Raw genomic sequence first — 23,686 nt, 5'->3', positions numbered from 1 at the left:
TGCAGCCAAAACTGCACAATTACAAACAGAAATATAACGATGGATACAAAAGCGTTACGTCAAAAGATACTCGACCTTGCGATACATGGAAAACTTGTACCCCAAGATCCCAACGATGAACCAGCATCAGTTCTGCTCGAACGAATCAAGGCTGAAAAAGAACGACTGATAAAAGAAGGCAAAATTAAACGGAGTAAGAAGTCTGCAAAGTCTTCCGATACGCCCCATTATCCCTATTTGTTACCCAATGGGTGGGAATGGTGCAATTTAGAAGATATTGTGTGCGAATTGAAATACGGAACTTCAGAGAAGTCTTTAAGTGTGGGAAAAATAGCTGTCTTGCGAATGGGGAATATTACTAATGTCGGTACAATCGATTATTCTAATTTAGTGTATTCGTCAAATAATGAAGATATTAAGCTGTACTCACTTGAAAAAGACGATTTACTGTTCAATCGCACAAACAGTAGTGAATGGGTAGGGAAAACGGCAATCTATAAGAAAGAACAACCAGCCATATATGCTGGCTATCTTATTCGCATTAGACCGATATTGATTTTTTCAGACTACCTTAATACTGTAATGAATAGCAGCTATTATCGTAATTGGTGCTATAATGTAAAAACGGATGCTGTTAATCAATCTAATATCAATGCTCAAAAGCTTTCGCAATTAATGATACCTATTCCACCCTTAAAGGAACAAGAAAGAATTGTTGTAGAGGTGGCTAAGTGGATTTCTTTAATTGATACTATCAAGAATAGCAAGGAAGATTTACAAACAACTATCAAGCAGGCAAAAAGTAAAATCCTCAATCTTGCTATTCACGGCAAACTCGTGCCGCAAGATCCGAATGACGAGCCAGCCATTGAACTGTTGAAGCGCATAAATCCCGACTTCACACCTTGTGATAACGGGCATTATACACAGTTGCCTGAAGGATGGGCTATTTGTAAAATGAAACAGATTACAAGTATAACGAATGGGAAGTCTCAAAAAAATGTTGAAACACTTAACGGTATATATCCAATTTATGGTAGTGGCGGTGTTATAGGCAGAGCTAATCAGTATCTTTGCATCGCAGGTTCTACAATAATTGGAAGAAAAGGTACAATTAATAATCCTATATTCGTAGAGGAACATTTTTGGAACGTTGATACAGCTTTTGGCTTGAAGGCTAATGATGCTATACTTGATAAATATCTGTATTATTTCTGCTTATCATTTGATTTTAGCAAATTAGATAAAAGTACGGCTATGCCCAGTTTAACAAAAACATCTATTGGTAATGTTTTAATACCCATACCGCCATATAAAGAGCAAGAACGAATTGTGGCTAAAATAGATATGGTGCTTGATACGATGAATGAAATATTACGGGCTGTATAAACAATCCGTTTTTGTTCTGCCTTCGGTGGTATAGGTATCTCTTATTTTGAGTATTCAGAAATCCAATATCGTTTATGAGTGTAACCAGATTGATATGTGACACTCATAAACATTGCCACATAATCAATCTCAATATCACTGTGCATTTTTAGAATCTTCATTACTGATGATTTTACCTTGAAAGGAAAAACAACTAGTTTTGAATCTGTTGTAAAATCATCAAAGATTATACAAGGAAGATTTGAGCATATCCCTGTCGCTTCATTGGTATAACCAATTATAAAAGACTTACCTGCTGTTAAGACTGGTATTGAGTAGGAATCATCATAAGCCGTTGAATTTATAATATAAGCAGTAGGTTGTTCATAATCTACAACTTATTCAAGCCTGCACATAGCCCATCCTTCAGGCAACTTCTTATCATGTTCGATATATTCTCTTATATTGTTACTGTATTCATTATAAATCAATGTAGTATGGTAACAAAATTCAAAAATCATTTGGCAAAGACTAATCTCGCCAAGAACACCGTTACATCGTATGTGTGGACGGTACAGTATTTCCTCAATCATTATGGAGAAGTAAACAAGAAGAACCTCTTGGCATATAAGGGGTACTTGGTGGAGAACTTTAAGCCACAGACGGTGAACCTTCGGCTGCAAGGTATCAATAAGTATCTGGAATTTACAAAACAAGAGAAACTGAAAGTGAAGTTCGTAAAGGTACAACAGAAGAACTTTTTGGAAAATGTAATAAGCGATGCCGATTACAAATTTCTCAAAGCCCAGCTCAAAGCAGATGGTTATGATGAGTGGTATTTCATCGTATGGTTTATGGCTGCTACAGGGGCACGTGTCAGCGAACTACTCCATATCAAAGCAGAACATATACAAATCGGGCATCTTGACCTATACAGCAAGGGAGGAAAGATACGCCGTTTGTATATCCCGAAGAACTTGCGCACGGAGGCTGCGAAATGGCTCAGAGAAATAGGACTTACTTCCGGCTACATCTTTCTGAATCGGTTTGGACAGCGCATTACTACTCGTGGAATAGCTTCTCAACTCAAACATTTTGCTGAAAAATACGGGATGAACAAAGAGGTGGTTTACCCTCATTCATTCCGTCACCGTTTCGCCAAAAACTTCCTTGACCGCTTTAACGACCTTGCTTTACTTGCCGACCTCATGGGGCATGAAAGCATAGAAACCACTCGTATCTATTTACGCCGCACTGCCAGCGAACAGCAGAAGATTGTGGATAAAGTGGTGAACTGGTAAAGTTACATTAGTCCTTAGAAGCGTTCTTGTTTACGCTTCTAAGGAATTTTGAATACCGTCAAAAATGGAGAATGTCTCTTCAATCTTGGCTACTATGCGCTGTTGCTCGGCAAGTGGAGGTAGGGGCAATATATATTGTTTTGCCTTTTCAATCGTAATGGTATCAACAGTTGTACCCTTTGAGTTATCATACATCTGTTTTAGCATATATTCGCTTCTCATGATGTGGTAAATATATTTCGCATTTATTTGATAGTCATTACACAAACAAAGTACACTTGCATCCTTGTAATAGAACTTATCAGACTCTTTTACAATGTAGCATTTGCCAATAGTACCAACGGCAGAAATCATAATATCTGACGCTTTGGGTACTGGAAATTTCTCCTTTAATGAGTTATAATGTTCCTCTGAAATATATAATTCATTATCTACAAGTCCATAAATAGACAGCTTGGCTATTTCACGTGCTCTATAAAATGGAACACCACTATGCTTCCAATCTGACTTCAAAATTCTTTTAGCTGATACGACATTAAATATTGACCCTAAATTTGTCGTTATCCACCCGCTCGGAACGTCAAACGTATAATGCCCGTTATCACAAGGTGTGAAGTCGGGATTTATGCGCTTCAATAGTTCAATGGCTGGTTCGTCATTCGGATCTTGCGGTACTAGTTTACCGTGAATGGCAAGATCAAGGATTTTGGATTTGGTATAGGCTATAAGATTTTGAATGTCAGTAATATTTTGTTTGAGCGAATCAATCAAAATATCATACTTAGACACCTCTTCAATTATCCTTCTAACTTCATTTAAAGGCGGTATTGGTATTCGCATATTTTGAGATTGTGTCAGTGATATATTAACCTGTCCGGCAGAACCTCGTGTGGCAATAGAATTTATTTCTGACATTTCCTCTAAGTAGACTTTTAGATATGATACCAACACCTCTTTAAATTTGTAAGGGCGTATTAGTACAGCGGCCTGATTAAAATTTGCTTGTGGCAATGTTGTAGGAATAATTGCAAGTTTACCAAGAGGTGGTCCAACAATATTCATAATAAGGTCTCCTACTTCTGTGCGCGAACGCTGGAGCTTTCCATTATGCACTTCTTCTGTAATATATTGTGGATGATAGGCAAAATCTATTTTTTGATTCCTGAGATTGTACATCTTAATGTAAGGAACACCATTCTCTACAAAGCATGTTTTATCTGGTGTACTTCCAGATGCAACATAAGCTATATCTTCCAATCTACACCATACCCACGAATTCGGCAGCTCAAACGGCACATTCTCATAATGGGGCGTATCGGAAGGAAAAAAGGAGAGGAAAAATCCTCTCCTTAATCTAAACCATGTATTAGACATTTAAGTTTTTCATCGGCAATCCATAATTGTTTTGGTTGAAAATTTATATGCAGCATATTCACATTCATACTAATCAGCCTTCTTCATTCTAATGGTACAAGTAACATTTGATAAATAGAATAAGAAACAAAGCACTTATTCTTCATTTATCCGATAAATAACCATCGGAAACAATGCTGTCATTGCAGCAGGTTTGATCGTGACAAGAGAGGTTCCGGCAAATACGGTTGTGGGCGGTGTGCCTGTTAGTCATATCCGTAATATCAAGGAATAAAGAAAGGAGATAACCAATAGAAAGTTATAAGCAAATATGCCCTCATGTTCTCATTATGTATATAATCCATTGATAATGAGTGTTAAATGAATGATGGTAGCATATTTTTGAAGAAACAATTTGCCCTCATGCTCTCACTGTTTAATTATACTGATTATTATCTAATATTCTTATATTCAATGTGATATAGCTGAATTCGTTTCAAAATCACTCAGGTGAGAAAAGAGTCTATTTTGCCGTTTTAGGTGAAGAAAAATGGCATAATGCCTACAAGATCCCTTTTATATACACGAATCTTATCATATTTTGCTAGGAGAAACAACGGTAACTACTGCATTTTAGGGAGTTCTTGATAGTTTATATAGAAATCATTATATGATAATCGGTCATTCATATTGCAGTTCTTTACTATGGGAAATTGCTTAATCACATTAGTGGTTAGACTTAATCACACTTGTGATTAACTTTAGTCACGTTTGTGATTATAGTTAGTCACATTAGTGAGTAAGCAATTGCGAATAATAGAAAGAACAAATAGGAAAGTACGATGAGTAGAACTTGTCAGCATGAAAATGTAATCGGATGTTTGTAAAATAGAGTATACTGTGATGAAAAAGCTCAAAATGCGATGGCTGACAAACTTTTGAATTAAGACTTCGTATGTGCTCATATTATTGGTTATCAGATAGATATGCTCTTTTTATTTGTTCTGTAGAATGAGGGCATGAGGGTAAAGATACTTTTTGAAATATGCTACCATCATTCATTCAACACTCATTATCAATGGATTATATGCATAATGAGAGCATGAGGGTATAATTGCTTATAACTTTCTATTGGTATTGGCGTTATGTTGAGTCGATTTATTGTGAAATACAGAAGTGTTTTTAATGCTTGTGGTAGCAATTATTAAAAATAATCGCTAAGAAACGTTTTTCCTATTTAAGAAATTATTATATTTGTACCGACTATTATACTATGGCGTAGTAGAACGTTACATATTTTAAGAAGCGTTATTGAAATTATCTTCTATCGTCAAACTTCGCAACTTTGAACTGTACCTGAAGATGATAACAACAACGCTCACGTCTGTGTTATATACCTGCCATTACTGTGGCATCTATATACCTAATGGCGTGGGTGGCTGTTGTTTATCTAGGTACAAGGCAATGCGAAGGCCCGACGATAAGATAAACAAGATACAGCCCTCACGCTTTTTTTTATTAACCGCCGAACAGAGGAGGGGGAGTTAGGCAAAGTCTTTTGACAAGATAGACTGATCTAACATTTACAGACGTATGAAAACAACACTGCAAGCGGGAATGCGAATCCTTATTTCCCGTTATCTGTCAAGTCGAGGTTGCGGAGACACAGTATATGTCACCGGACCGCCAGGAGTCTTCTGCCCACAGACGGCAATTATAGCATCTTTCATAAAAAAATATTCTATGGTATAATTGGGGCGTATAATGTCTGAACAGAATCATTGAAAAATTATAATCTAAATTTATTGTACGGAAATTATGGAAACAAACAATATGGAAATGTATGAGGCTCCTAAAGTGGAGGTTATCGAAGTAGAAGTGGAAAAAGGATTTGCAGTAAGTGGTGGAACAGAAGACTATAACCCGCAGCCTTGGTAATTGAAATAAATAATTTAAAAACATACACGTATGAAAAAGATATTGTTCACATCTTTAGCTGTTCTTGGATTAGGAATAACCGGTTGTTCCAATGAAGATTTGGGCGTGGCGAAAAGTGGCGTTGATGAAGTATGTGCCACTATGGGAGATGCTGAATCGCGTACTGCTATGAATGGCAATTCTGTCGTTTGGAGTATAGGTGACGAGATTGGCATTTTTGTAACGAATGGAAGTTCTTCTACTTACACTAACATTAACTATTCATTATCCAGTGGAGCCGGGACCAAGAACGCAGGGTTCTCAGGAGTACTGGAAGGTGAGAGTCCTGTAAAGAAAGCTGCTTTTTATCCTTATGGCAGCGATGCTTCTTATGATGGAAGTAAAATATCATTAACGTTGAAGGATACCTATAATTATAAGGAAGGAGAAAACAGCAGTGCTCTTATGGCTTGCCAAATAAATGAGAGCGCACAGGATGTCTTGGCTTTTAAAAATGCAGGTGCCCTGATGAGCATAACTGTCAATAATATCCCGAAGGACTATACTTGGGCGAAATTGACTTCTATGACCGCTCAAGAAAAAACTACTGTTCCAGCCATTGCTGGAAATGCACAAATAGCATTCGCTGATGGTATCCCTACATTGACAACCACAGAAACGTCAAATTCCTCATCCATAACTATAAACTTTACTGCTGGCAATGACGTGACCAGTAAAACATTCTATTTCCCGTTGCCTGTAGCCGAGTATCCTGCCTTGGAACTTTCCATTGGTAATGGCGCTACAAGCCAGGTTTTAAAGACAAAAGCTTTAGATGCTAAACGTAACGAACGTTATACCACAACTATAACGTTGGACGAAGTATCCGGAAGTGTGCCGACAACAGTTGAAAGTGTATCAGAGGTAGCCGATGCTTTAAAAGAAACCAATTCTGTTTCTGTGGCTGATGTGGCTTCAACTGAAACCAGTCCTACAGTTTCAATACCGAAAAAAAGTACACCGGCAGAAAATGTCAGCATATCCTTTGAAAATATTTCTACAACAAATGCTGTTGCCATTAAAGAAGAGAGCACTGGTACTGGTGGTACAGCTGCACCTGAAAACGTGTTGGTATCTGTACCGCAATTAGATACTGCGCCTAAATTTGAGATAGATCTGCCTTCTTCTACCGTAACTTTGGCTGCCAATGGCGAAACAGCTACTTATGATGAAGTAACGGCAACTACTGCTGCAAACACATTGGTTCTTGGTAAAGGAGTTACTGTTAATACATTGAAGGTAAAAGCCGGTAATGTAAGAGTGAAGAGTGGTGCCAAAGTAACAGCCATCAGTCGTGAAAGCAGTAACACTTCAACTGTCATTATTTATAAAGAAGAGGGTGCTGAATTACCCAATCTGTCCGGTAATGATGCATTTGAAGTAGTTGATGCTGCCGTAGCCGACTTGCAAAATGTCGCAAAAAATGGTGGAACTTATACTCTTGCCACAGACTTGACGGGAGATTTTACTATTTCCGCAACGAATGAAGTTATCATCAATTTGAACGGTCATAAAATCACCAACAAATCTGGTGATACATTTACCGTAAACAAGGATAGTAAACTGACCATTAACGGAAATGGTACAGTGGATAATGTAAGTCACGGGAAAGCTTGTATCTATAATAACGGTACAGTAATTCTTAATGGCGGAACCTATATTAGAAGTAAGGAAAACGGTCAGGACTCAGAAAGTTCAGGTGGTAACAGCTATTATAATATTCTGAATCATGGCGAGATGACGATTAATCCAAATGTGGAGATATCGCAAAACGGGCATTATTCTTCGATGATAGCCAATGGGTATTATGATTATACCAATACGAATCCGCGAAATGGATATGTAAGCGGTACTAATCATCAGAATCCTTCACTTATCATAAACGGTGGTACATTTGCCGGAGGTCTTAATACCATTAAAAATGATGATGGAGCCCGGCTTGTCATCAACGACGGTACGTTCACCAATATGTCTCAGGCAACCGTACAGAATCATCATGTGGCTGAAATCAAAGGAGGTATATTCAATACGACTGGTTCCGCTCAGTATGTGGTGGATAATGAAGGCCATAATGGTGCAGCCAATGACTTGGGACAGATGACTATCAGTGGTGGAACACTGAATGGCAAGATCTATGTGGTTGGTGCAGGTGCATCGCTGGCTGTTACCGGTGGTACTTTTTCCGATCCGTCCGCACTTTTATACTTAAGCGGTAATGCTAACGTGAAGATACGTTTGAATGGAGACGCTACTTGTAATGGCTTTAAAACGCAAAGTGGACAATCTGTAGAATTGGACTTGAACAACCATGTGCTTACACTTGCTAAACCGACCGTTGGCTCGGCTGGCACAGAAACGAACAGTTGTCAATTGTTGAAAGGTTCTACCGTTACTATGAAAAACGGAACACTGGCAAGTGATAATGATAAAATTATGATTCAGAACTACTGTAATTTGACGTTGGATGCTATGACAGTGAGGGGGCTAAATGCCTTATATGTATTGAGTAACAATTGTGGTAATATTTTAATTAACAATACTACGATTAATGCCGGAACTGGTGCATATGCATTTGATGTTTGCGGCTTTTCAACCTACACTGACGGAGTTAAAGTAACTGTTAAAGGTACTAGTATTATTAATGGTAACGTGGAATTATCAAAAAGTACCGGAAACACCGAACCTATGGAATTAAATATTGAGGGTGGTACTTTTAACGGCAATTTGGTTGTTGATTCATCGATAACAGATGCTTCCTCTATCATTAATGTGACAGGTACTCCTTCTTTTACAGGAACCGGTTGGGATAGTTATAAAAAATAAGAGAATTATTTGCTATCATGTTATTAGTCATGGCAGAAAGTGATTTGTAATAAAAGAAGGTCGTCCTGTCTCGAAAGGTCGGGCGGCTTTCTTTTTTTAAGATTAGAAGATTATGAAACTTAATCCCCATTTCAAACTCCGCTCCATAGCCGGAGAAACAATAATTGTGAACCAAGGTGTTCCCGATACTGATTTGACCCGTATTATTTCCTTTAATTTTTCCGCTTGCTTACTTTGGAAACGACTTTCGGGAAAGGATTTCACTTTACAAGAGGCAGCCTTGGTGTTGGTGGAATCTTATCATATTTCTCAAGAGCAGGCCGAAAGAGATGTGGTGATTTGGGCAGATGCACTAAAAAAATGTTCAGCCTTACTTGATTGATATAACAATGGATATAATACTCGATCAACCGGAGCAAATGCTATTTGCCTTGCTCCGATCCGCGTTGAACAGCACAAAGCCGGTTAGTGAAATCCTTTTTACCGATATATCTCCTGCCCTTTGGCAGGCGTGTTACAGACTAGCTTGCACTCAGGGAGTGATGGCCTTGGCATGGGACGGAATACAAACCCTGCCGGCCTGTTTGCAACCCCCGAAGGCTTTGAAGTTAAACTGGGCGATGGCGGTAGAGAACTATGAAAAACGCTACCTGCGGTACTGCCATACCATAGCCGAACTTTCAGCTTTTTATAAAACGCATGGCATTACCACGGTCCAGTTGAAAGGAGTGGGTCTCTCCACCTATTATCCCATTCCTTCGCACAGGGAAGGGGGAGATATAGACATCTTCACTTATTCGGCAGACCATTCCCGGAAAAGTGATGCCGAGGCCAACCGGCTGGCAGACCGGTTAATGGAAGAAAAAGGAATAGAGGTAGACTTTGAACACTCCGAAAAGCATAGTATGTTTTACTATAAAGGTATTCCGATAGAGAATCATAAAACCTTTATTAATTCGGAAACATACCGTATAGCGGTGAAGATGGATAAGCTCCTTCAAAAACTGCTACAACCCGTATCGGCGGAATTGGACGGAAAATGCTCCATTTTAATCCCATCTTCCACCTTTAATACCGTATTTCTCGCTTTTCATGCCGCCCAGCATTATGCACGCGGCCTGGCACTTCATCATCTTTGCGACTGGGCTTGCCTGCTGAATAGATACGACCTGCATATTCCTGAGGAAGTGACGGATATTCGTTTTAGAAATATGATATTGGCAATGACCCGCCTCTGTAATGATTATTTGGGAACTTCCGTTCCTGTATATGGAGGAGAAGAGTTGGCGGAGGAAATCTTACGGGAAATCATCCGGCCACCCTATACGATGTCAGTTCCGGCGAAGAATAAATGGGGCATTCTGGTTTATAAAACCAAACGTATGCTGCATACTCATCGTGCGTGCAACAGCGTGTTGCGCATTTCACTGTGCAAATGGGTTGGAAATTCTATTCTGTTGCATCTGCGCTCTCCCCATACCATCTTCCAGACGGAACGAAAATAAGCGGTTTATGTTGAAAAGAATCTGCCGTTTGTTGTTGCCTGATGAAAGGAAAATGGGGATAAGGGTGGTTTGTGCCGTATTTCTTTGCGCATTACTTGACTTTGCCGGACTCGCTGCCCTGTTGCCTGTCTTGTTTTTTCTGTTGGATGACGGGAGGGATAAAGATGCCGCCCTGTTATTTTGTCTGGTGGCAATAGTCTTTATTTTGGTGAAAAACGCTTTGGCAGCGGGGCTTTCACGTTTTCAAAACCATTTTCTGATGTCTCTTTACCGTCGGCTCAGCTTTTCTCTCTTTACTTCTTACTATCAACGGGGATTATTGTTTATACGCAGCAGGGGGAGTATCCGGCTGGGATATGAGGTGAACTATATCTGTTATGCTTTTTCTTTAAACCTTCTTTCCCCCTTGCTTCGCATGACAGGAGAACTGCTGCTTGTTTTTTGGGTGACGGCAGCTTTGTTGGTTTACGCTCCGTTGACGGTACTGATGCTGTATATTGCCTTTCTGCCTTTCATGCTGATTTACGGATGGGGGATCAGGAAACCGATGCGCCGTTATGGTGAGCAGGAGCAGCAGGCTCGTCGTGAGCAATCCCGGCTGGTCACGGAAACGATGAAAGGGTATGCCGAATTGGAACTGAATGCGGCGTTTCCTTTTCTTCAGCAGGCATTCGCCCAAAGGGTGAGGAAAATCAGTGAGAGCCGTTTGAAACTGGAAACGATACAGCATCTTCCTCTTTGCCTTTCCGAAATGGCGGTCATATCGGGGCTGACCTTGCTCACCGTTTTCGGAACAGGGGATATCAAAGCGCTGGTAGGTGTCTTTGCTGTGGCGGCTTTCCGGCTGTTACCCGCTTTGCGCGGCATCTTAGGTGGTTGGACACAAGTACAGAATGCGGTCTATTCTCTGCGGATTATAGAGGAAGGATTGGGGGATAAGGGGATGGAAGCAGTTTCTCCATCATGGGGGCAGGAAGCGTTTTCTTTTCAAAAAGAGATACGGATAGAACACCTCACCTATGCTTATCCTGAAAGTAAAGAGGTTCTAAAGGACTTTTGTTGTACTATTCGTAAGGGGGAATATGTAGGTATCTGTGGTGAGAGTGGCGTGGGTAAATCTACCTTGTTTAATCTGCTTTTGGGATTTATCACTCCGGATAAAGGCGCTATTCGGATAGATGGCAGGTCGCTTGCCGATGTGCCGAGGCAGGAATGGCATCGCAGGGTGGGATATGTGCAACAGGAAGTGTTTGTGCTGGATGGGACCTTGGCGGAAAACATTGCTTTGGGATGCCGGTCTATAGATAAGGAACGGGTAGCGGAGATAGTGAGGCTGGTGAGATTGGATGCTTGGGTGGATGAATTGCCGCAAGGAATGGATACTCCTTTGGGTGAAGGGGGAGGAAGGCTTTCGGGAGGTCAGAAACAACGGGTAGGCATAGCCCGTGCTTTGTATAAGAAAGCGGAGGTGCTTCTACTGGATGAGGCTACTTCTGCATTGGATAATGAGACTGAACGGGCTGTCAATGAAATGCTTCTCGGTCTGATGAAGGAGTGTAGGGGGCTGACTGTTCTTACGATAGCCCATCGGGAAAGTTCGTTGGCGTATTGTCATCGTGTAATCAGATTAAATGGAAAAGACAATGGATCGAATTTATAAAATAGGTGGCCACTGCTTCGCGCTGCCGGACGAAAGGTTGATGGAGGCGGTGGATGGTATCAGCGGTTTCAAGCCTTTTGTTTGGCAACCGGATCTGGTTTCGGCAAAAGATGTATATGAGGGTGCTTGGTTGCCGGATTTTACTGTTTGGGAAGGAAACGGTTGGGGTTTTCCGGCTTTTCAGAGAAAGTCCTATGGGTTCGGATATGAAGATGTAACCGGTACTTTCGGTGTGAGTGGGGATAGCTTTTTGTTGGAACTGGCTCCGCAGGGAGAACCGTCGCTTTATCTCCGGACGATGGGTGGAACCGGGAGAGGTATCTGTTTATATGGTAATTATTCTCCCCGTCTTTTAAGGTTTGCCTTATGGATGGGGTATGGCCTGATGACGGTACGGAAAGATACGGTTGCCTTGCATGGCAGTTGTATTGTTTATAAGGGGAAAGCGGTTCTTTTTTTAGGTGAAAGCGGAACCGGCAAAAGTACCCATACCCGTTTGTGGAGGGAAAATATAGCAGGAAGTAAGTTGCTGAATGATGACAGTCCCATTGTGCGTTATGAAGAGGGGGGCGTGTGGGTATATGGCAGTCCGTGGAGTGGGAAGACTCCTTGTTATAAGGCGGAGCGTTATCCGTTGGCCGGATGTGTACGTTTGTCACAAGCACCGTATAACAAGATACGGAGATTGAACACTTTGCAGGCTTATGCAGCTTTGCATCCGTCTGCTCCTCCTGCATTTGCATACGAGGAGGAATTATACTGTGGGGTTTGTAGTCTGTTGGAAAAGATGGTTTCATCCATTCCTGTTTATCATCTGGAGTGTTTGCCCGATGCGGAGGCGGTGAAATTAGTATGTCGTACTTTATATGGAGATGGGTATGAAGCGGATAGCGAATGAATGTTTCTTTGCGTGGGTGGAGTCGGAAATCAAAAGTGGCAGGAGTGTGAAGTTCCGGGTGAAAGGCAATTCCATGATGCCTTTACTGAGAAATGGGAAGGATGAAGTGGTGGTGGGGCCGTATGATAAGGAGGAGTTGAAACTTTTTGATGTCATTCTGTTCCGGCAGACAGACCGGTATGTATTGCATCGGATTATTCAAAAAAGAGACAGTCGTTATCTGATGCAGGGGGATGGCGTCTGCCGTTTTTATGAGGAATGTGAGGACACGGATATCATCGGGGTGGTGAGAAAGGTATGCAGGCCTTCCGGAAAGAAGATTGAAACGGATTCCATGTGTTGGCGGTTGGAAAGCCGTTTGTGGTTGGGGCTTGGTGGATGCAGAGGAATGGTGCTGCGTGTCCTGAATAGATTGGGTTGTTGTCTCCTTTTTTGACGAAATCTGTCAGCTTGGAAGGAAATATTATTCATAAAGCAGGTATTTCTCTCTCATCTTTTTGTAGGCTTCCAGTTCATTCTGCCATCCTGCACGGATTTCTTCTTCACTGGCTCCTTTCATGATTTGTTCCCTTACGGTACGGTTCCCTATCAGCAGGTCGAACCATTGCGGGCGGGTAAAGAACTTGTCCGCTTTCCCAAGGTCTTGATAAGCTTGATAATAGGTGATGATGTATTTTAAAGAGAATCCTTTCGGGGCGGTGATATGGCGGAGATTATTGCCATAGCAGTATTGGTTTTTATACATCGGATTCTTGTCAAAGCCTTCCAAGGCTTCCGGTCTGAAAGAAAAGGAGGAGATGCGGATATCCGGTGAACCGATTACTTGAAAAGGATAAAGAGTACCTCTGCCCACACTGATGGCTGTACCTTCAAACGGACAGAGTGAAGGATATAAGGCAATTGCCTGGTCGTTGGGCAGGTTGGGAGAGGGTTTTACCGGAAGCGAATAGGGTTGTCCGTGTTTCCAGCCTTCCACGGGGATGACGGTCAACGCGCATTTTTTGCCATTGGGCAGCCAGCCTTCGCCATTGATCATTTGAGCCAGCTCGCCTACAGTGCAACCGTGTAAAATGGGGATGGCGTGCATACCCACAAAACTTTTCTGGTTTTTCTGTCGCACAGGGCCGTCCACGTAATCACAAGGATTGGGCCGGTCTGTGATGACCAGTTGTTTCCGGTTCTCGGCACAAGCTTCCATTACATACTGCATGGTGCTGATATAGGTATAGAAACGGGCACCTACATCCTGAATGTCGAACACAATCAGGTCTATGTCCTGTAGCTGTGTGGCTGTAGGTTTCTTATTTTTACCGTAAAGGGACAGGATGGGTATTCCCGTGCGGGTATCTTTTCCGTTCCTGATGGTTTCTCCGGCATCGGCGTCACCCCGGAATCCGTGTTCGGGAGCGAATACCTTTTTTATTTGTATATGCGCTGCAAGCAGGGTGTCCAACAGATGGGTTTCTCCTACTTTGGAGGTTTGGTTTACAACCAATGCCACACGCTTCCCTTTTAATATAGGTAAGAGACGGTCCATCTGTTCGGCTCCGGTGATAACCTTTTGCGCGGTCACGGCGTTGCAGATAAACAAGAGGCAGTATAGGAAAATGTATTTTGTTTTCATGATATGTGGCGATTATTTTGTAATATTGCACAAAAATAAGAATTTAATTGAGAATGGACGCACTTGCTATCATTAATAAATATTATCCTGAAGATAATGAACTGAAACATATCCTGCTGGCGCATAGCCGTTCGGTGGCCGATAAGGCGTTATGGATTGCCGGAAAGCATCCGGAATTGAATCTGGACAAGCAGTTTCTGGAAGAGGCGGCGATGCTGCACGATATTGGTATTTTTATGACGGATGCTGAGGGCATTTGTTGTTTCGGATCTTATCCTTATATTTGTCATGGATATTTGGGGGCTGATCTGATGCGGAAAGAAGGATTTCCGCGTCATGCATTGGTCTGTGAGAGACATACGGGAGCGGGTATGTCTTTGCAAAGTATTATTGACCAGCAGTTGCCTGTTCCTCATCGGAATATGGTTCCGGTTTCGCTGGAAGAACAGGTTATTTGCTTTGCCGACAAGTTTTTCTCAAAGACGCATCTGGACAGGGAAAAGAGCGTGGAGAAAGCGTTAAAGAGTATTTCACGTTATGGGGAAGATGGGATAATCCGTTTTAACCATTGGTGCGAATGTTTCTTGTAAGCCTTAAAAATAAATTAAATATCCGCTAAATAGTTCATTATTGGCGGATAATGCTTAATTTTGCCCCTCAAAAGCGTAAATGATTTGTGAATGACGCCACTAAAACGACATAGATTTATAACATTCCTACTACTATTTGCATGCCTGTCACTTTCTTTAAGTACAGGTGCTCAACGCAGAAAGCGGAATTCTGCATCCGGTAATGATTCCCTGAAAGTAGATAGTGCTTTGGTAGATACGTTGTCTATCGATACGGTTGCACCTAAAAAGAAACAGCCGTTGGATGCGCCTGTTATTTATGAAGCAAATGACTCTATCGTATTCACTGAGGGCGGATATGCCCATCTGTATGGTGACGGTAAGGTGAACTATGAGAAAATAGAGTTGACCTCTGCCGTGATTACAATGAACATGGATAGCAGTACGGTGTATGCCCGTGGTGTTCCCGACTCGGCTGGCGTGGAAAAAGGTACTCCTGTCTTTAAGGATGGCGAGACTCCGTATGAGTCAAAAATCATGCGTTATAACTTCAAGTCGAAGAAGGGGTTCATTAATAATATCGTTACTCAGCAGGGGGAAGGATACGTTACCAGTGAGGAGTCGAAGAAAGGTGCTAATGATGAACTTTATTTGCGTCACGGACGATATACTACGTGTGATAATCACGAACATCCTCACTTCTATCTGAAACTTTCCATGGCGAAAGTGCGTCCTAAGAAAAATGTGGTTTTCGGTCCTGCCCAGCTGGTGGTGGAGGATGTGCCGTTGCCTATCGCCATTCCTTTCGGATTTTTTCCGTTTAACAGCAGTTATTCGTCAGGATTCATTATGCCTACATACGGTGATGAAATGAATCGTGGTTTTTATTTGCGTGATGGGGGATATTATTTCGCCATCAGTGACCGTATGGATTTGAAAGTGTTGGGTGAGATCTTTACGAAAGGTTCATGGGGACTGTCCGTGCAGTCTAATTATAACAAGAGATATAAATATAGCGGTAATTTCAATGCCAGTTATCTGGTAACGAAAACCGGTGAGAAGAATATGCCGGACTATATGGTTACAAAAGATTTCAGAATTGCATGGAGTCACAGACAGGATGCCAAGGCTAACCCTAACAGCTCTTTTTCGGCGAATGTGAACTTTGCGACCAGTAGTTATGACCAGCGTAACCTGAGTAGTTTGTATAACCCGCAGCAGTATTCAAATAACACCAAGACGTCTAGTGTGAGTTATTCGCGCAATTTCCCCGAAATAGGATTGAATCTGTCCAGTACATTCAATATCTCTCAGAATACGCGTGACTCTTCTATCAGTGTGACGTTGCCGGATTTGAATATTTCATTGAACCGTATTTATCCGTTCAAGCGTAAGAAAGCGGTAGGTGATGAACGTTGGTATGAGAAAATCTCACTCCAATATACCGGCCAGATGACGAACTCGATTAATACCAAGGATAATCTGATTCTGAAGCAGGGTTTGAATAAATGGACTAATGGTATGCAGCATAAGATTCCTATCAGCGCTACATTCACTTTGTTTAAATATATCAACGTTGTGCCTTCTTTCAACTATACCGAGCGCTGGTATATGCGCAAGGTGGAGCAGAGTTATGATCCGTCGGCACCTAATAATGTGCGGAGAGATACAATCAACGGTTTCAACCGTGTGTATAACTATGATTTGAGCTTGCAGGTGAATACCAAGATGTATGGTTTCTACAAACCGTGGAAGAAATTGTTTGGCGACAAGATTGAAATGATCCGTCACGTCTTTACTCCTTCGGTGAGCATGAGTTATGCACCGGACTTCAGTACGTCCAGGTATGGATATGTGGGAACGTATACTTATACTGATACGGATGGAGAAGTACGTACTCAGACTTATAATCCATATGAAGGTTTGCCTTACTCTTTCTCGCCCAGTGGTAAATCCGAGAATTTCACTTTCTCTATAGATAATAATGTGGAAATGAAAGTGAAATCCGATGCGGATACTACCGGAGTGAAGAAAATCAGCTTGATTGACCAGTTGGGAGCCAGTATTTCCTATAATGCGGCGGCTAAAGAGAAACCTTGGGGAAATTTGAGTATGAATCTGCGCTTGAAACTGACCAAGAGTTATACTTTTAATATGAACGCCCAGTTTGCTACGTATGCTTATGAGTTTGATAAAGACGGCAAGGTAGTGGAAGGCAACCGTACAGAATGGTCATACGGACGTTTTGGTCGTTTTCAGGGGTATAGCGGTTCTTTCTCGTATACATTGAATAATGATTCGTGGAAAAAGTGGTTTGGTCCGAAAGATGAAAAGGACAGTAAGGGGGATAAAGACAAGAAGAATGAAAATCTGGATGAGTACAGTGATGATGGCAATGAAAACACGGAGGAAGAAGATAACTCCGGTTTGAGAAAGACAGAGAAGGCGGCTATAGATCCGGATGGCTATATGGCTTTCAAGATGCCATGGTCATTGAGCTTGAGTTATAGTTATAGTATTCGTGAGGACAGAAGCAAGCAGATTAATATCAAGACGATGCGATATCCTTATTCGGTGACTCATTCATTGAATGTTTCCGGTAATGTGAAGTTGGGTAGCCGCTGGAATGTGAATTATTCTTCGGGGTATGATTTTAATACGAAAGAGATGTCAATGACAACGGTCAATATCAGCCGTGACCTGCACTGTTTCAATATGAGCTGTGGCTTGGTATTCGGTCCCTTTACTTCCTATAACTTCAGTATTCGTGCTAACTCCAGTATGCTGACCGATGCTTTGAAATGGGATCAGCGAAGCAATACGGGTAGTGCGGTGAATTGGTACTAGGAAGAAGTTGGGAATAAAAAAATGAGAAATGGTTGCGTGTTGTTATCAGAAACCATTTCTCATTTTTTTATTTATGTCTACCACTCAATCGGTGTTTGCCCGTGCGCTTGCAAATATTCGTTGGTACGGCTGAAGTGCTTGTTGCCAAAGAAACCGTTATAGGCTGACAGGGGGGACGGATGTGCGGAAGCCAGTACCAGGTGCTTGTTGCGGTCTATGAAGGCGCCTTTTTTCTGTGCATAAGATCCCCATAAGATGAATACAATATTTTCACGTTGTTCTGCCAGTACACGGATGGCGGCATCTGTAAATTCCTCCCAGCCCCGTCGTTGATGAGAGCCTGCCTGGTGGGCACGGACCGTCAGTGTGGCATTGAGTAATAAAACTCCTTGATTCGCCCAGCGGGTCAGGTTGCCTGAAGTAGGGATGGGAGCACCCAAATCGCTTTGTATTTCTTTGAAAATATTTTGTAGGGAAGGAGGAAAAGGTACTCCGTCATTAACAGAGAAGCAGAGTCCGTGCGCCTGGCCGGGACCATGGTAGGGATCTTGGCCGATAATGACGACTTTCACTTTGTCAAACGGGCACAGATTGAAGGCGTTGAATATAAATCTGCCCGGTGGGTAAATAGTGGCAGTCTGGTATTCGCTTCTTACAAACTCAGTGAGTCTGATAAAGTAATCTTTTTCAAATTCGGGTGCCAGATGTTGTTTCCAGCTTTCTTCTATTTGTACGTTCATGGCATTTCTTTTATTATAAAATGTGCGTTAAAGATAGGGGTAATTTGTAAAAATGACAAATAAAAAGAGGATGACTTTTTATAATCATCCTCTTCTTTCATTGCTGATAGATTATAATCAAATAAGTTGCATACCCAGTTGGGCGCATTCTTTTCTCATATCTTCGGGCCATATACTGGCTTGGATTTCACCTATGTGGGCTTTCTGTAAATAAAGCATACAGAGTCGTGACTGTCCTATACCACCGCCGATACACAAAGGAAGAGTTTCATTTAGCAGGCGTTTGTGGAAATACAGTTCTTTACGTTTTTCCTGTCCGCTGAGTGTCAGTTGGCGGAGCAGCGCTTCTTTGTCTACACGGATACCCATAGAGGAAAGTTCGACGGAACGGTCCAGTACTTTGTCCCAAACTAACAGGTCGCCATTCAGACCGGGAAGTCCGTTTTCCGGGTTGATTGTGGTATAGTCGTCATAGTCAGGTGCGCGCAAGTCATGTTCTTTACCGTCACTCAGTTTGCAGCCTATACCTATAATAAATACCGCACCGTATTTTTGTGAGATGGCATGTTCACGTTCTTTCGGACTCTTGTCGGGATACATCTGGCAAAGCTCTTCCGAGTGGATGAAATGAATGTCATGTGGCAGGAAGGGTTTGATCTGCGGGTACATTTCACATACCATATATTCTGTGCGGCGCATGGCTGCATAAATACGGGTTACTATTTGTTTCAGGAAATCAACCGTGCGTTGTTCTTTGGTAATTACACGCTCCCAGTCCCACTGGTCTACATATAGCGAGTGGAGATTACCTAATTCCTCGTCAGCCCGGATGGCGTTCATGTCTGTATAGATGCCATAACCCGGCTCTATATTGTAATCGGCCAAAGTCAGCCTTTTCCATTTTGCCAGTGAATGGACAACTTCGGCCTGTGCGTCTCCCAAGTCTTTAATAGGGAAAGATACCGCCCGTTCGGTTCCGCTCAAGTCATCATTGATACCCATTCCCTTCAATACAAATAGCGGGGCGGTGACACGGCGCAGACGTAATTCTGACGACAGGTTCTGTTGAAAGAACTCTTTTATTTGCTTAATGCCTAACTCTGTTTGTTTTAAATCAAGCAAGGCTTTATAGTTAGCTGGTTTAATTAGGTAACTCATTGTAAAATAGATCTAGTTGTTTTAATTGCTTGCAAATATAGAAATTATTTGTGATATTGTTATATGTTTAGCCGAAAATATAATCAAATTGATTGTTTTATACTTAAATTAATGAGCAAAATATTATTTTGATAGATAAATATCCCAAATTATTAGGATAAAGACAATATATTTTGTACTTTTGCACGTCCAAGTTTCAGACGCACCCGTAGTTCAATGGATAGAATACCGGATTCCGGTTCCGACGATATGAGTTCGATTCTCATCGGGTGTACAATTCAGTAACCTCTTTGCAAAGAATTGTAAGGAGGTTTTTTCTTGTTATATCTTCTCCGTATGAACCTTTTTTCCTTTTTTGAGTTATTCCCTTATGTAACTTTTTAAAATATGCCTTAATATTTAGTTTATTCTAAAAAACAAAGACTAATAAAGAATATAGTTCCTTTTGTTTCTTGTATATACTAAATATACGTGCATATATTCGCTGTTGATTTTAAAATTATTTTCTTTTTGAGGGGTTTTAAAACTAACACTTAATTAAACTTTTTTATTTAAACATTAATTTATCAACCAAATCTGAGATTCATGAAGAAAGCTCTCTTTTTTATCGTATGCCTCTGTTTTGCAATAAACATGATGGCGCAAACAAAAACGATAACAGGGGTAGTGGTAGATGCCACCGGTGAACCTGTTATCGGAGCGAGTGTCCTGGAGGTGGGGACAACAAATGGTACAATAACTGATGTAGACGGTAACTTTACTATCCAAGTGCCTGTGGGGGCAAAACTGGATGTGAGTTATATAGGTTACAAAACACAACAAATTGTAGTGGGAGTGCCAAACACTTACAAGGTTATTTTAAAAGAAGATGCAGAAATGCTGGATGAGGTCGTGGTGACCGGTTATGGAATGAGTCAGAAACGTTCGTTGATGACGAACTCTATTTCAAAGTTGGATGATAAAGTATTACAAAATGCAGCTATGAGTAATGCGGCCCAATCCTTGCAGGGAACTGTCAGCGGATTGCGTGTGACAAATACTTCGGGTAAACCGGGTAGTTCGCCCAATATCGTTTTGCGTGGTGGTGCTTCCATAAACAAGAATCTGGAAGGGCCGTTGGTCGTGGTGGATGGCCTTGTGCGTTCTATGGATGATATCAATCCTTCAGATATTGAATCCATACAGGTGCTGAAAGATGCGGCTTCCACAGCTATTTATGGTGCCCGTGCCAATAACGGCGTAATTCTGGTGACAACCAAGAAGGGGGTGGAAGGCAGGACACAAATTACTTATAAGTTCAAAGGGGGTGTGAACTTTGCACGTGAAGGGTATAAGTATTTGGATGCCGGTGACTATTTGTATTATCAACGTTTAGGTTGGCAGCGTACCAATGGCGGTACAAGTATGGAGAACCAGAAAGGTTTTGGGGTTAACTCCGGAGTGGATCTGGCCTTTATGACAGATGCAAACAAACATTTGCTGAATGAAGGATGGCGTTCTATGGCGGATCCTGTGGACCATGATAAAACTTTGATTTTTAGAAACCATGCCGGTGAGCTGCATGATCTGACTTTCCGCAATGCCGCGTTTACACAAGATCATTATCTGAATTTGTCGGGAGGTAATGACAAAGGAACATTTTCCTCATCTTTAGGGTATTATTCGGAAGACGGTCAGATAATTTCTACCAATTATCAGCGTGTGAACGGGACTATCAACGGTTCATACAAGTTGTTGCCCGTTTTGACAGTGAATGCCGGCGGTAGTTTTTCATGGTCCAAGATGCCCGATTTATGGACTTACGACTTGAAAAGCCCTTGGAACGGAGAAACGGGAGAGTATGAGTTGTTCTATCGTACCATGAGTATGTTTCCCACTTGGAATCCGTGGAATGAGGATGGAAGTCCTGCTGCCGGATGGAGTAATCAGGATGGTAATCCTTATTATTGGAAAGATAAACTGACTCGTTCTACAACGAACCGTAAGACTTCGTTTAATATCGGTTTTGCTTTGGAAATCCTTCCGCAGCAATTGTTCCTGAATGGAAACAGTTCTATGTATTATACAGATAGTCAGTTTGAACTGTTTGAAAAGAAATATCAACAGATAGGACAAGCTTCCAATACCAATCGTAATGCTTCTCAAACAAATACAAAAGTTTTTCAACAACAGCATGCATTGACTCTGGAATATAAAAAAGGTTTTAGCGGACATAATATCAATGCCATGGCAGGTGGTGAGTATTTTGATTATCAGTATCAGAACCTGGAAGCGCGTGTTTCCGGTGCTCCTACAGATGATATACCTACTTTAAATGCGGGCACTAACCGTACTTATACTACTTCTGTCAAAACCGGATATCGCATTCTTTCCGGTTTCGCCCGTGTTAACTATGATTATAATTATCGTTATATGGTGTCCTTGGTAGCCCGTTATGACGGTATTTCCAAATTGTCCGACAATCGTTGGGGATTTTTTCCGGGTATATCTGCCGGTTGGAATGTGCATGAGGAAGCTTTCTTTAAAGATTCAAAGTTTGCGGAAGTAGTATCCTTGATTAAACCGCGTATCAGTTATGGGTTGAACGGTAATGTAAACGGTATCGGTAATTTTGATGTATATGGTAAATATGGTTCGGTAGGTGCTTATAATGGTAACCTGGGTTATTTGAATACAGGGGTGGTCAATAGTAAATTGCGTTGGGAAAAGAGCCATACGTTTGAACTGGGGCTTGACTTGGGCTTTTTCAATAATCGTATTCATATGATTATGGACTACTATGACCGCACGACTTCCGATTTGCTGACTGATGTGAATTTGCCGGAATATACAGGATTTCCCTCGTTCAAAACGAATCTGGGTACTATCAGCAACCGTGGTTTCGAACTGGAAGCCAAGGTGAATCTGCTGACAAGGAAGGGCTGGTCGTGGGATGTCACCGCTAATACTTCATTTGTGAAGAATATGGTGAAGAAGCTGCCTTTTAACGGGAATGTAAACAACCGTCAGGGGGGTGAGCAGGTATGGGATCCAAAATCCAACTCGTTGGTTTGGGTAGGCGGCATTCAAGAAGGAAAAAGCTTGGGTGATATCATTGCTTATAAACAAGTGCGTATCTTGCGTGACTGGGATGATGTGAGAAATCATGCCGGTGATTTTGTGGATGAGGTTGCCAACCTGTATGGGCCGAATAAGGCTGCCGAATATGCGGGTAAACCGGGATGGAAACCCATTGAGCCGGGAGATGTACTGTGGGATGACAAGAATGGGGATAATGTTATAAATTCATACGACCGTCAGGTGGTGGGTAATATTTATCCGAAATGGACCGGTGGTTTTTCTACCACGCTGAACTATAAAAACTGGTCTTTGTATGGTCGTTTTGACTATGCGGTGGGTCATACCATTTACAATGATTTGAAAGCAAGAATCTTGGGGCAGTATAACGGGTCGTTCAATTTGATTACGGATGTCAGAAATTCGTGGTCTGAAAACAATACGGAAACTAGTATTCCTAAATTCTATTGGGCCGACCAGAATGCGAAAAAGAACATTACCCGTTCCAATAATGGTACAACGAATCTGAACAATAATAACTCTACTTTCTATGAAAAGGGGGATTATTTGTGTCTGCGTGAGGTAACCTTGAGTTATAAATTCCCGAAGAATCTTATAAATAAGGTGTTCTTGACCGATGCGTCCGTGTATGTTACGGGGCAGAATTTATTCTATATTACCGGATATGATGGAACTTCTCCGGAACCGGTTATGGATATTCAGGCAAATGGTCGTGGCGGTATAGACAATGGACGCTATCCTACACCAAGAACCGTTCTGTTTGGTTTACAATTGTCATTTTAATG

Annotated in this window: 15 protein-coding genes, 1 tRNA gene and 1 pseudogene; 13 read left to right on the top strand and 4 right to left on the bottom strand. The window is 41.6% G+C overall.

Annotated elements, in window-relative coordinates:
- Positions 1–39 precede the first annotated feature (39 nt).
- Together BVU_RS20855 and BVU_RS20850 are read left to right on the top strand one after the other, a co-directional pair.
- Entirely contained in the window at positions 40–1,389 is a 1,350-nt protein-coding gene (locus BVU_RS20855; protein ID WP_007831979.1) for a restriction endonuclease subunit S, read from the top strand.
- Between the two features lie 476 nt (positions 1,390–1,865).
- Positions 1,866–2,669: a tyrosine-type recombinase/integrase gene (locus BVU_RS20850; protein ID WP_008670108.1), complete on the top strand. Its 804-nt coding sequence runs from the start codon at positions 1,866–1,868 to the stop codon at positions 2,667–2,669.
- Between the two features lie 30 nt (positions 2,670–2,699).
- Here the strand turns inward: BVU_RS20850 and BVU_RS20845 are convergent, their stop codons facing one another.
- Positions 2,700–4,043 carry a restriction endonuclease subunit S gene (locus BVU_RS20845; protein WP_012056043.1) on the bottom strand — a complete coding sequence of 448 codons (1,344 nt, stop codon included), beginning with the start codon at positions 4,041–4,043 and terminating at the stop codon, positions 2,700–2,702.
- Between the two features lie 157 nt (positions 4,044–4,200).
- On the opposite strand from BVU_RS20845, the pseudogene BVU_RS23145 reads away from it, so the two are divergent.
- The 7 genes and pseudogenes from BVU_RS23145 to BVU_RS20815 all read left to right on the top strand — a co-directional run.
- Positions 4,201–4,317 (top strand): annotated as a pseudogene (locus tag BVU_RS23145) (sugar O-acetyltransferase); the annotation flags it as partial.
- A gap of 1,673 nt (positions 4,318–5,990) precedes the next feature.
- Entirely contained in the window at positions 5,991–8,822 is a 2,832-nt protein-coding gene (locus tag BVU_RS20840) for a fimbrillin family protein (protein WP_012056041.1), read from the top strand.
- 112 nt (positions 8,823–8,934) lie between these two features.
- Positions 8,935–9,204 (top strand): PqqD family protein, encoded by a 270-nt coding sequence (locus BVU_RS20835; RefSeq protein ID WP_005840453.1) that lies wholly within the window; start codon positions 8,935–8,937, stop codon positions 9,202–9,204.
- 7 nt (positions 9,205–9,211) lie between these two features.
- A complete protein-coding gene (locus tag BVU_RS20830) occupies positions 9,212–10,327 on the top strand; it encodes a nucleotidyltransferase domain-containing protein (protein ID WP_012056040.1) in 1,116 nt (371 codons plus the stop codon).
- A 7-nt stretch (positions 10,328–10,334) separates the two neighbouring features.
- Positions 10,335–11,987, top strand: a complete 1,653-nt coding sequence (locus BVU_RS20825; protein WP_008782176.1) for an ABC transporter ATP-binding protein — start codon at positions 10,335–10,337, stop codon at positions 11,985–11,987.
- Positions 11,971–12,885, top strand: coding sequence for a hypothetical protein (locus tag BVU_RS20820; RefSeq protein WP_008671505.1), 915 nt, complete (start codon positions 11,971–11,973; stop codon positions 12,883–12,885). The genes BVU_RS20825 and BVU_RS20820 overlap by 17 nt, the downstream gene beginning before the upstream one ends.
- Positions 12,854–13,321 (top strand): S26 family signal peptidase, encoded by a 468-nt coding sequence (locus BVU_RS20815; RefSeq protein WP_012056038.1) that lies wholly within the window; start codon positions 12,854–12,856, stop codon positions 13,319–13,321. Before BVU_RS20820 ends, BVU_RS20815 begins: the two co-directional genes overlap by 32 nt.
- Before the next feature lie 27 nt (positions 13,322–13,348).
- On the opposite strand, the gene BVU_RS20810 is transcribed toward BVU_RS20815, so the two are convergent.
- A complete protein-coding gene (locus tag BVU_RS20810) occupies positions 13,349–14,509 on the bottom strand; it encodes an exo-beta-N-acetylmuramidase NamZ family protein (RefSeq protein ID WP_005840441.1) in 1,161 nt (386 codons plus the stop codon).
- A 53-nt stretch (positions 14,510–14,562) separates the two neighbouring features.
- On the opposite strand from BVU_RS20810, the gene BVU_RS20805 reads away from it, so the two are divergent.
- Positions 14,563–15,099, top strand: coding sequence for an HD domain-containing protein (locus BVU_RS20805; RefSeq protein WP_005840439.1), 537 nt, complete (start codon positions 14,563–14,565; stop codon positions 15,097–15,099).
- A gap of 90 nt (positions 15,100–15,189) precedes the next feature.
- On the top strand, positions 15,190–17,925 hold the full coding sequence (locus BVU_RS20800; protein WP_008671498.1) for a putative LPS assembly protein LptD: 2,736 nt from the start codon (positions 15,190–15,192) through the stop codon (positions 17,923–17,925).
- A 77-nt stretch (positions 17,926–18,002) separates the two neighbouring features.
- Here the strand turns inward: BVU_RS20800 and BVU_RS20795 are convergent, their stop codons facing one another.
- Both BVU_RS20795 and asnA read right to left on the bottom strand, forming a co-directional pair.
- Positions 18,003–18,665 (bottom strand): uracil-DNA glycosylase, encoded by a 663-nt coding sequence (locus BVU_RS20795; protein WP_005840435.1) that lies wholly within the window; start codon positions 18,663–18,665, stop codon positions 18,003–18,005.
- Positions 18,666–18,782: 117 nt separating this feature from the next.
- Positions 18,783–19,823, bottom strand: coding sequence for an aspartate--ammonia ligase (gene asnA, locus BVU_RS20790; protein ID WP_012056037.1), 1,041 nt, complete (start codon positions 19,821–19,823; stop codon positions 18,783–18,785).
- A 202-nt stretch (positions 19,824–20,025) separates the two neighbouring features.
- Here asnA and BVU_RS20785 point away from each other — a divergent pair.
- Positions 20,026–20,097, top strand: a tRNA-Arg gene (locus BVU_RS20785).
- A 311-nt stretch (positions 20,098–20,408) separates the two neighbouring features.
- On the top strand, positions 20,409–23,684 hold the full coding sequence (locus tag BVU_RS20780) for a SusC/RagA family TonB-linked outer membrane protein (RefSeq protein ID WP_012056036.1): 3,276 nt from the start codon (positions 20,409–20,411) through the stop codon (positions 23,682–23,684).
- The last annotated feature ends 2 nt before the right edge of the window (positions 23,685–23,686 follow it).

Origin of the sequence: Phocaeicola vulgatus ATCC 8482, from assembly GCF_000012825.1 — a bacterium.
Lineage (GTDB): Bacteria > Bacteroidota > Bacteroidia > Bacteroidales > Bacteroidaceae > Phocaeicola > Phocaeicola vulgatus.
This window is presented reverse-complemented; position numbering and strand designations above follow the sequence as displayed.

Excerpts from the sequence above, each read along its gene's own strand:
- BVU_RS20855 (WP_007831979.1), top strand. The coding sequence starts at position 40 with ATGGATACAAAAGCGTTACGTCAAAAGATACTCGACCTTGCGATACAT.
- BVU_RS20850 (WP_008670108.1), top strand. The coding sequence starts at position 1,866 with ATGGTAACAAAATTCAAAAATCATTTGGCAAAGACTAATCTCGCCAAG.
- BVU_RS20845 (WP_012056043.1), bottom strand. The coding sequence starts at position 4,043 with ATGTCTAATACATGGTTTAGATTAAGGAGAGGATTTTTCCTCTCCTTT.
- BVU_RS20840 (WP_012056041.1), top strand. The coding sequence starts at position 5,991 with ATGAAAAAGATATTGTTCACATCTTTAGCTGTTCTTGGATTAGGAATA.
- BVU_RS20835 (WP_005840453.1), top strand. The coding sequence starts at position 8,935 with ATGAAACTTAATCCCCATTTCAAACTCCGCTCCATAGCCGGAGAAACA.
- BVU_RS20830 (WP_012056040.1), top strand. The coding sequence starts at position 9,212 with ATGGATATAATACTCGATCAACCGGAGCAAATGCTATTTGCCTTGCTC.
- BVU_RS20825 (WP_008782176.1), top strand. The coding sequence starts at position 10,335 with ATGTTGAAAAGAATCTGCCGTTTGTTGTTGCCTGATGAAAGGAAAATG.
- BVU_RS20820 (WP_008671505.1), top strand. The coding sequence starts at position 11,971 with ATGGATCGAATTTATAAAATAGGTGGCCACTGCTTCGCGCTGCCGGAC.
- BVU_RS20815 (WP_012056038.1), top strand. The coding sequence starts at position 12,854 with ATGGAGATGGGTATGAAGCGGATAGCGAATGAATGTTTCTTTGCGTGG.
- BVU_RS20810 (WP_005840441.1), bottom strand. The coding sequence starts at position 14,509 with ATGAAAACAAAATACATTTTCCTATACTGCCTCTTGTTTATCTGCAAC.
- BVU_RS20805 (WP_005840439.1), top strand. The coding sequence starts at position 14,563 with ATGGACGCACTTGCTATCATTAATAAATATTATCCTGAAGATAATGAA.
- BVU_RS20800 (WP_008671498.1), top strand. The coding sequence starts at position 15,190 with ATGACGCCACTAAAACGACATAGATTTATAACATTCCTACTACTATTT.
- BVU_RS20795 (WP_005840435.1), bottom strand. The coding sequence starts at position 18,665 with ATGAACGTACAAATAGAAGAAAGCTGGAAACAACATCTGGCACCCGAA.
- asnA (WP_012056037.1), bottom strand. The coding sequence starts at position 19,823 with ATGAGTTACCTAATTAAACCAGCTAACTATAAAGCCTTGCTTGATTTA.
- BVU_RS20780 (WP_012056036.1), top strand. The coding sequence starts at position 20,409 with ATGAAGAAAGCTCTCTTTTTTATCGTATGCCTCTGTTTTGCAATAAAC.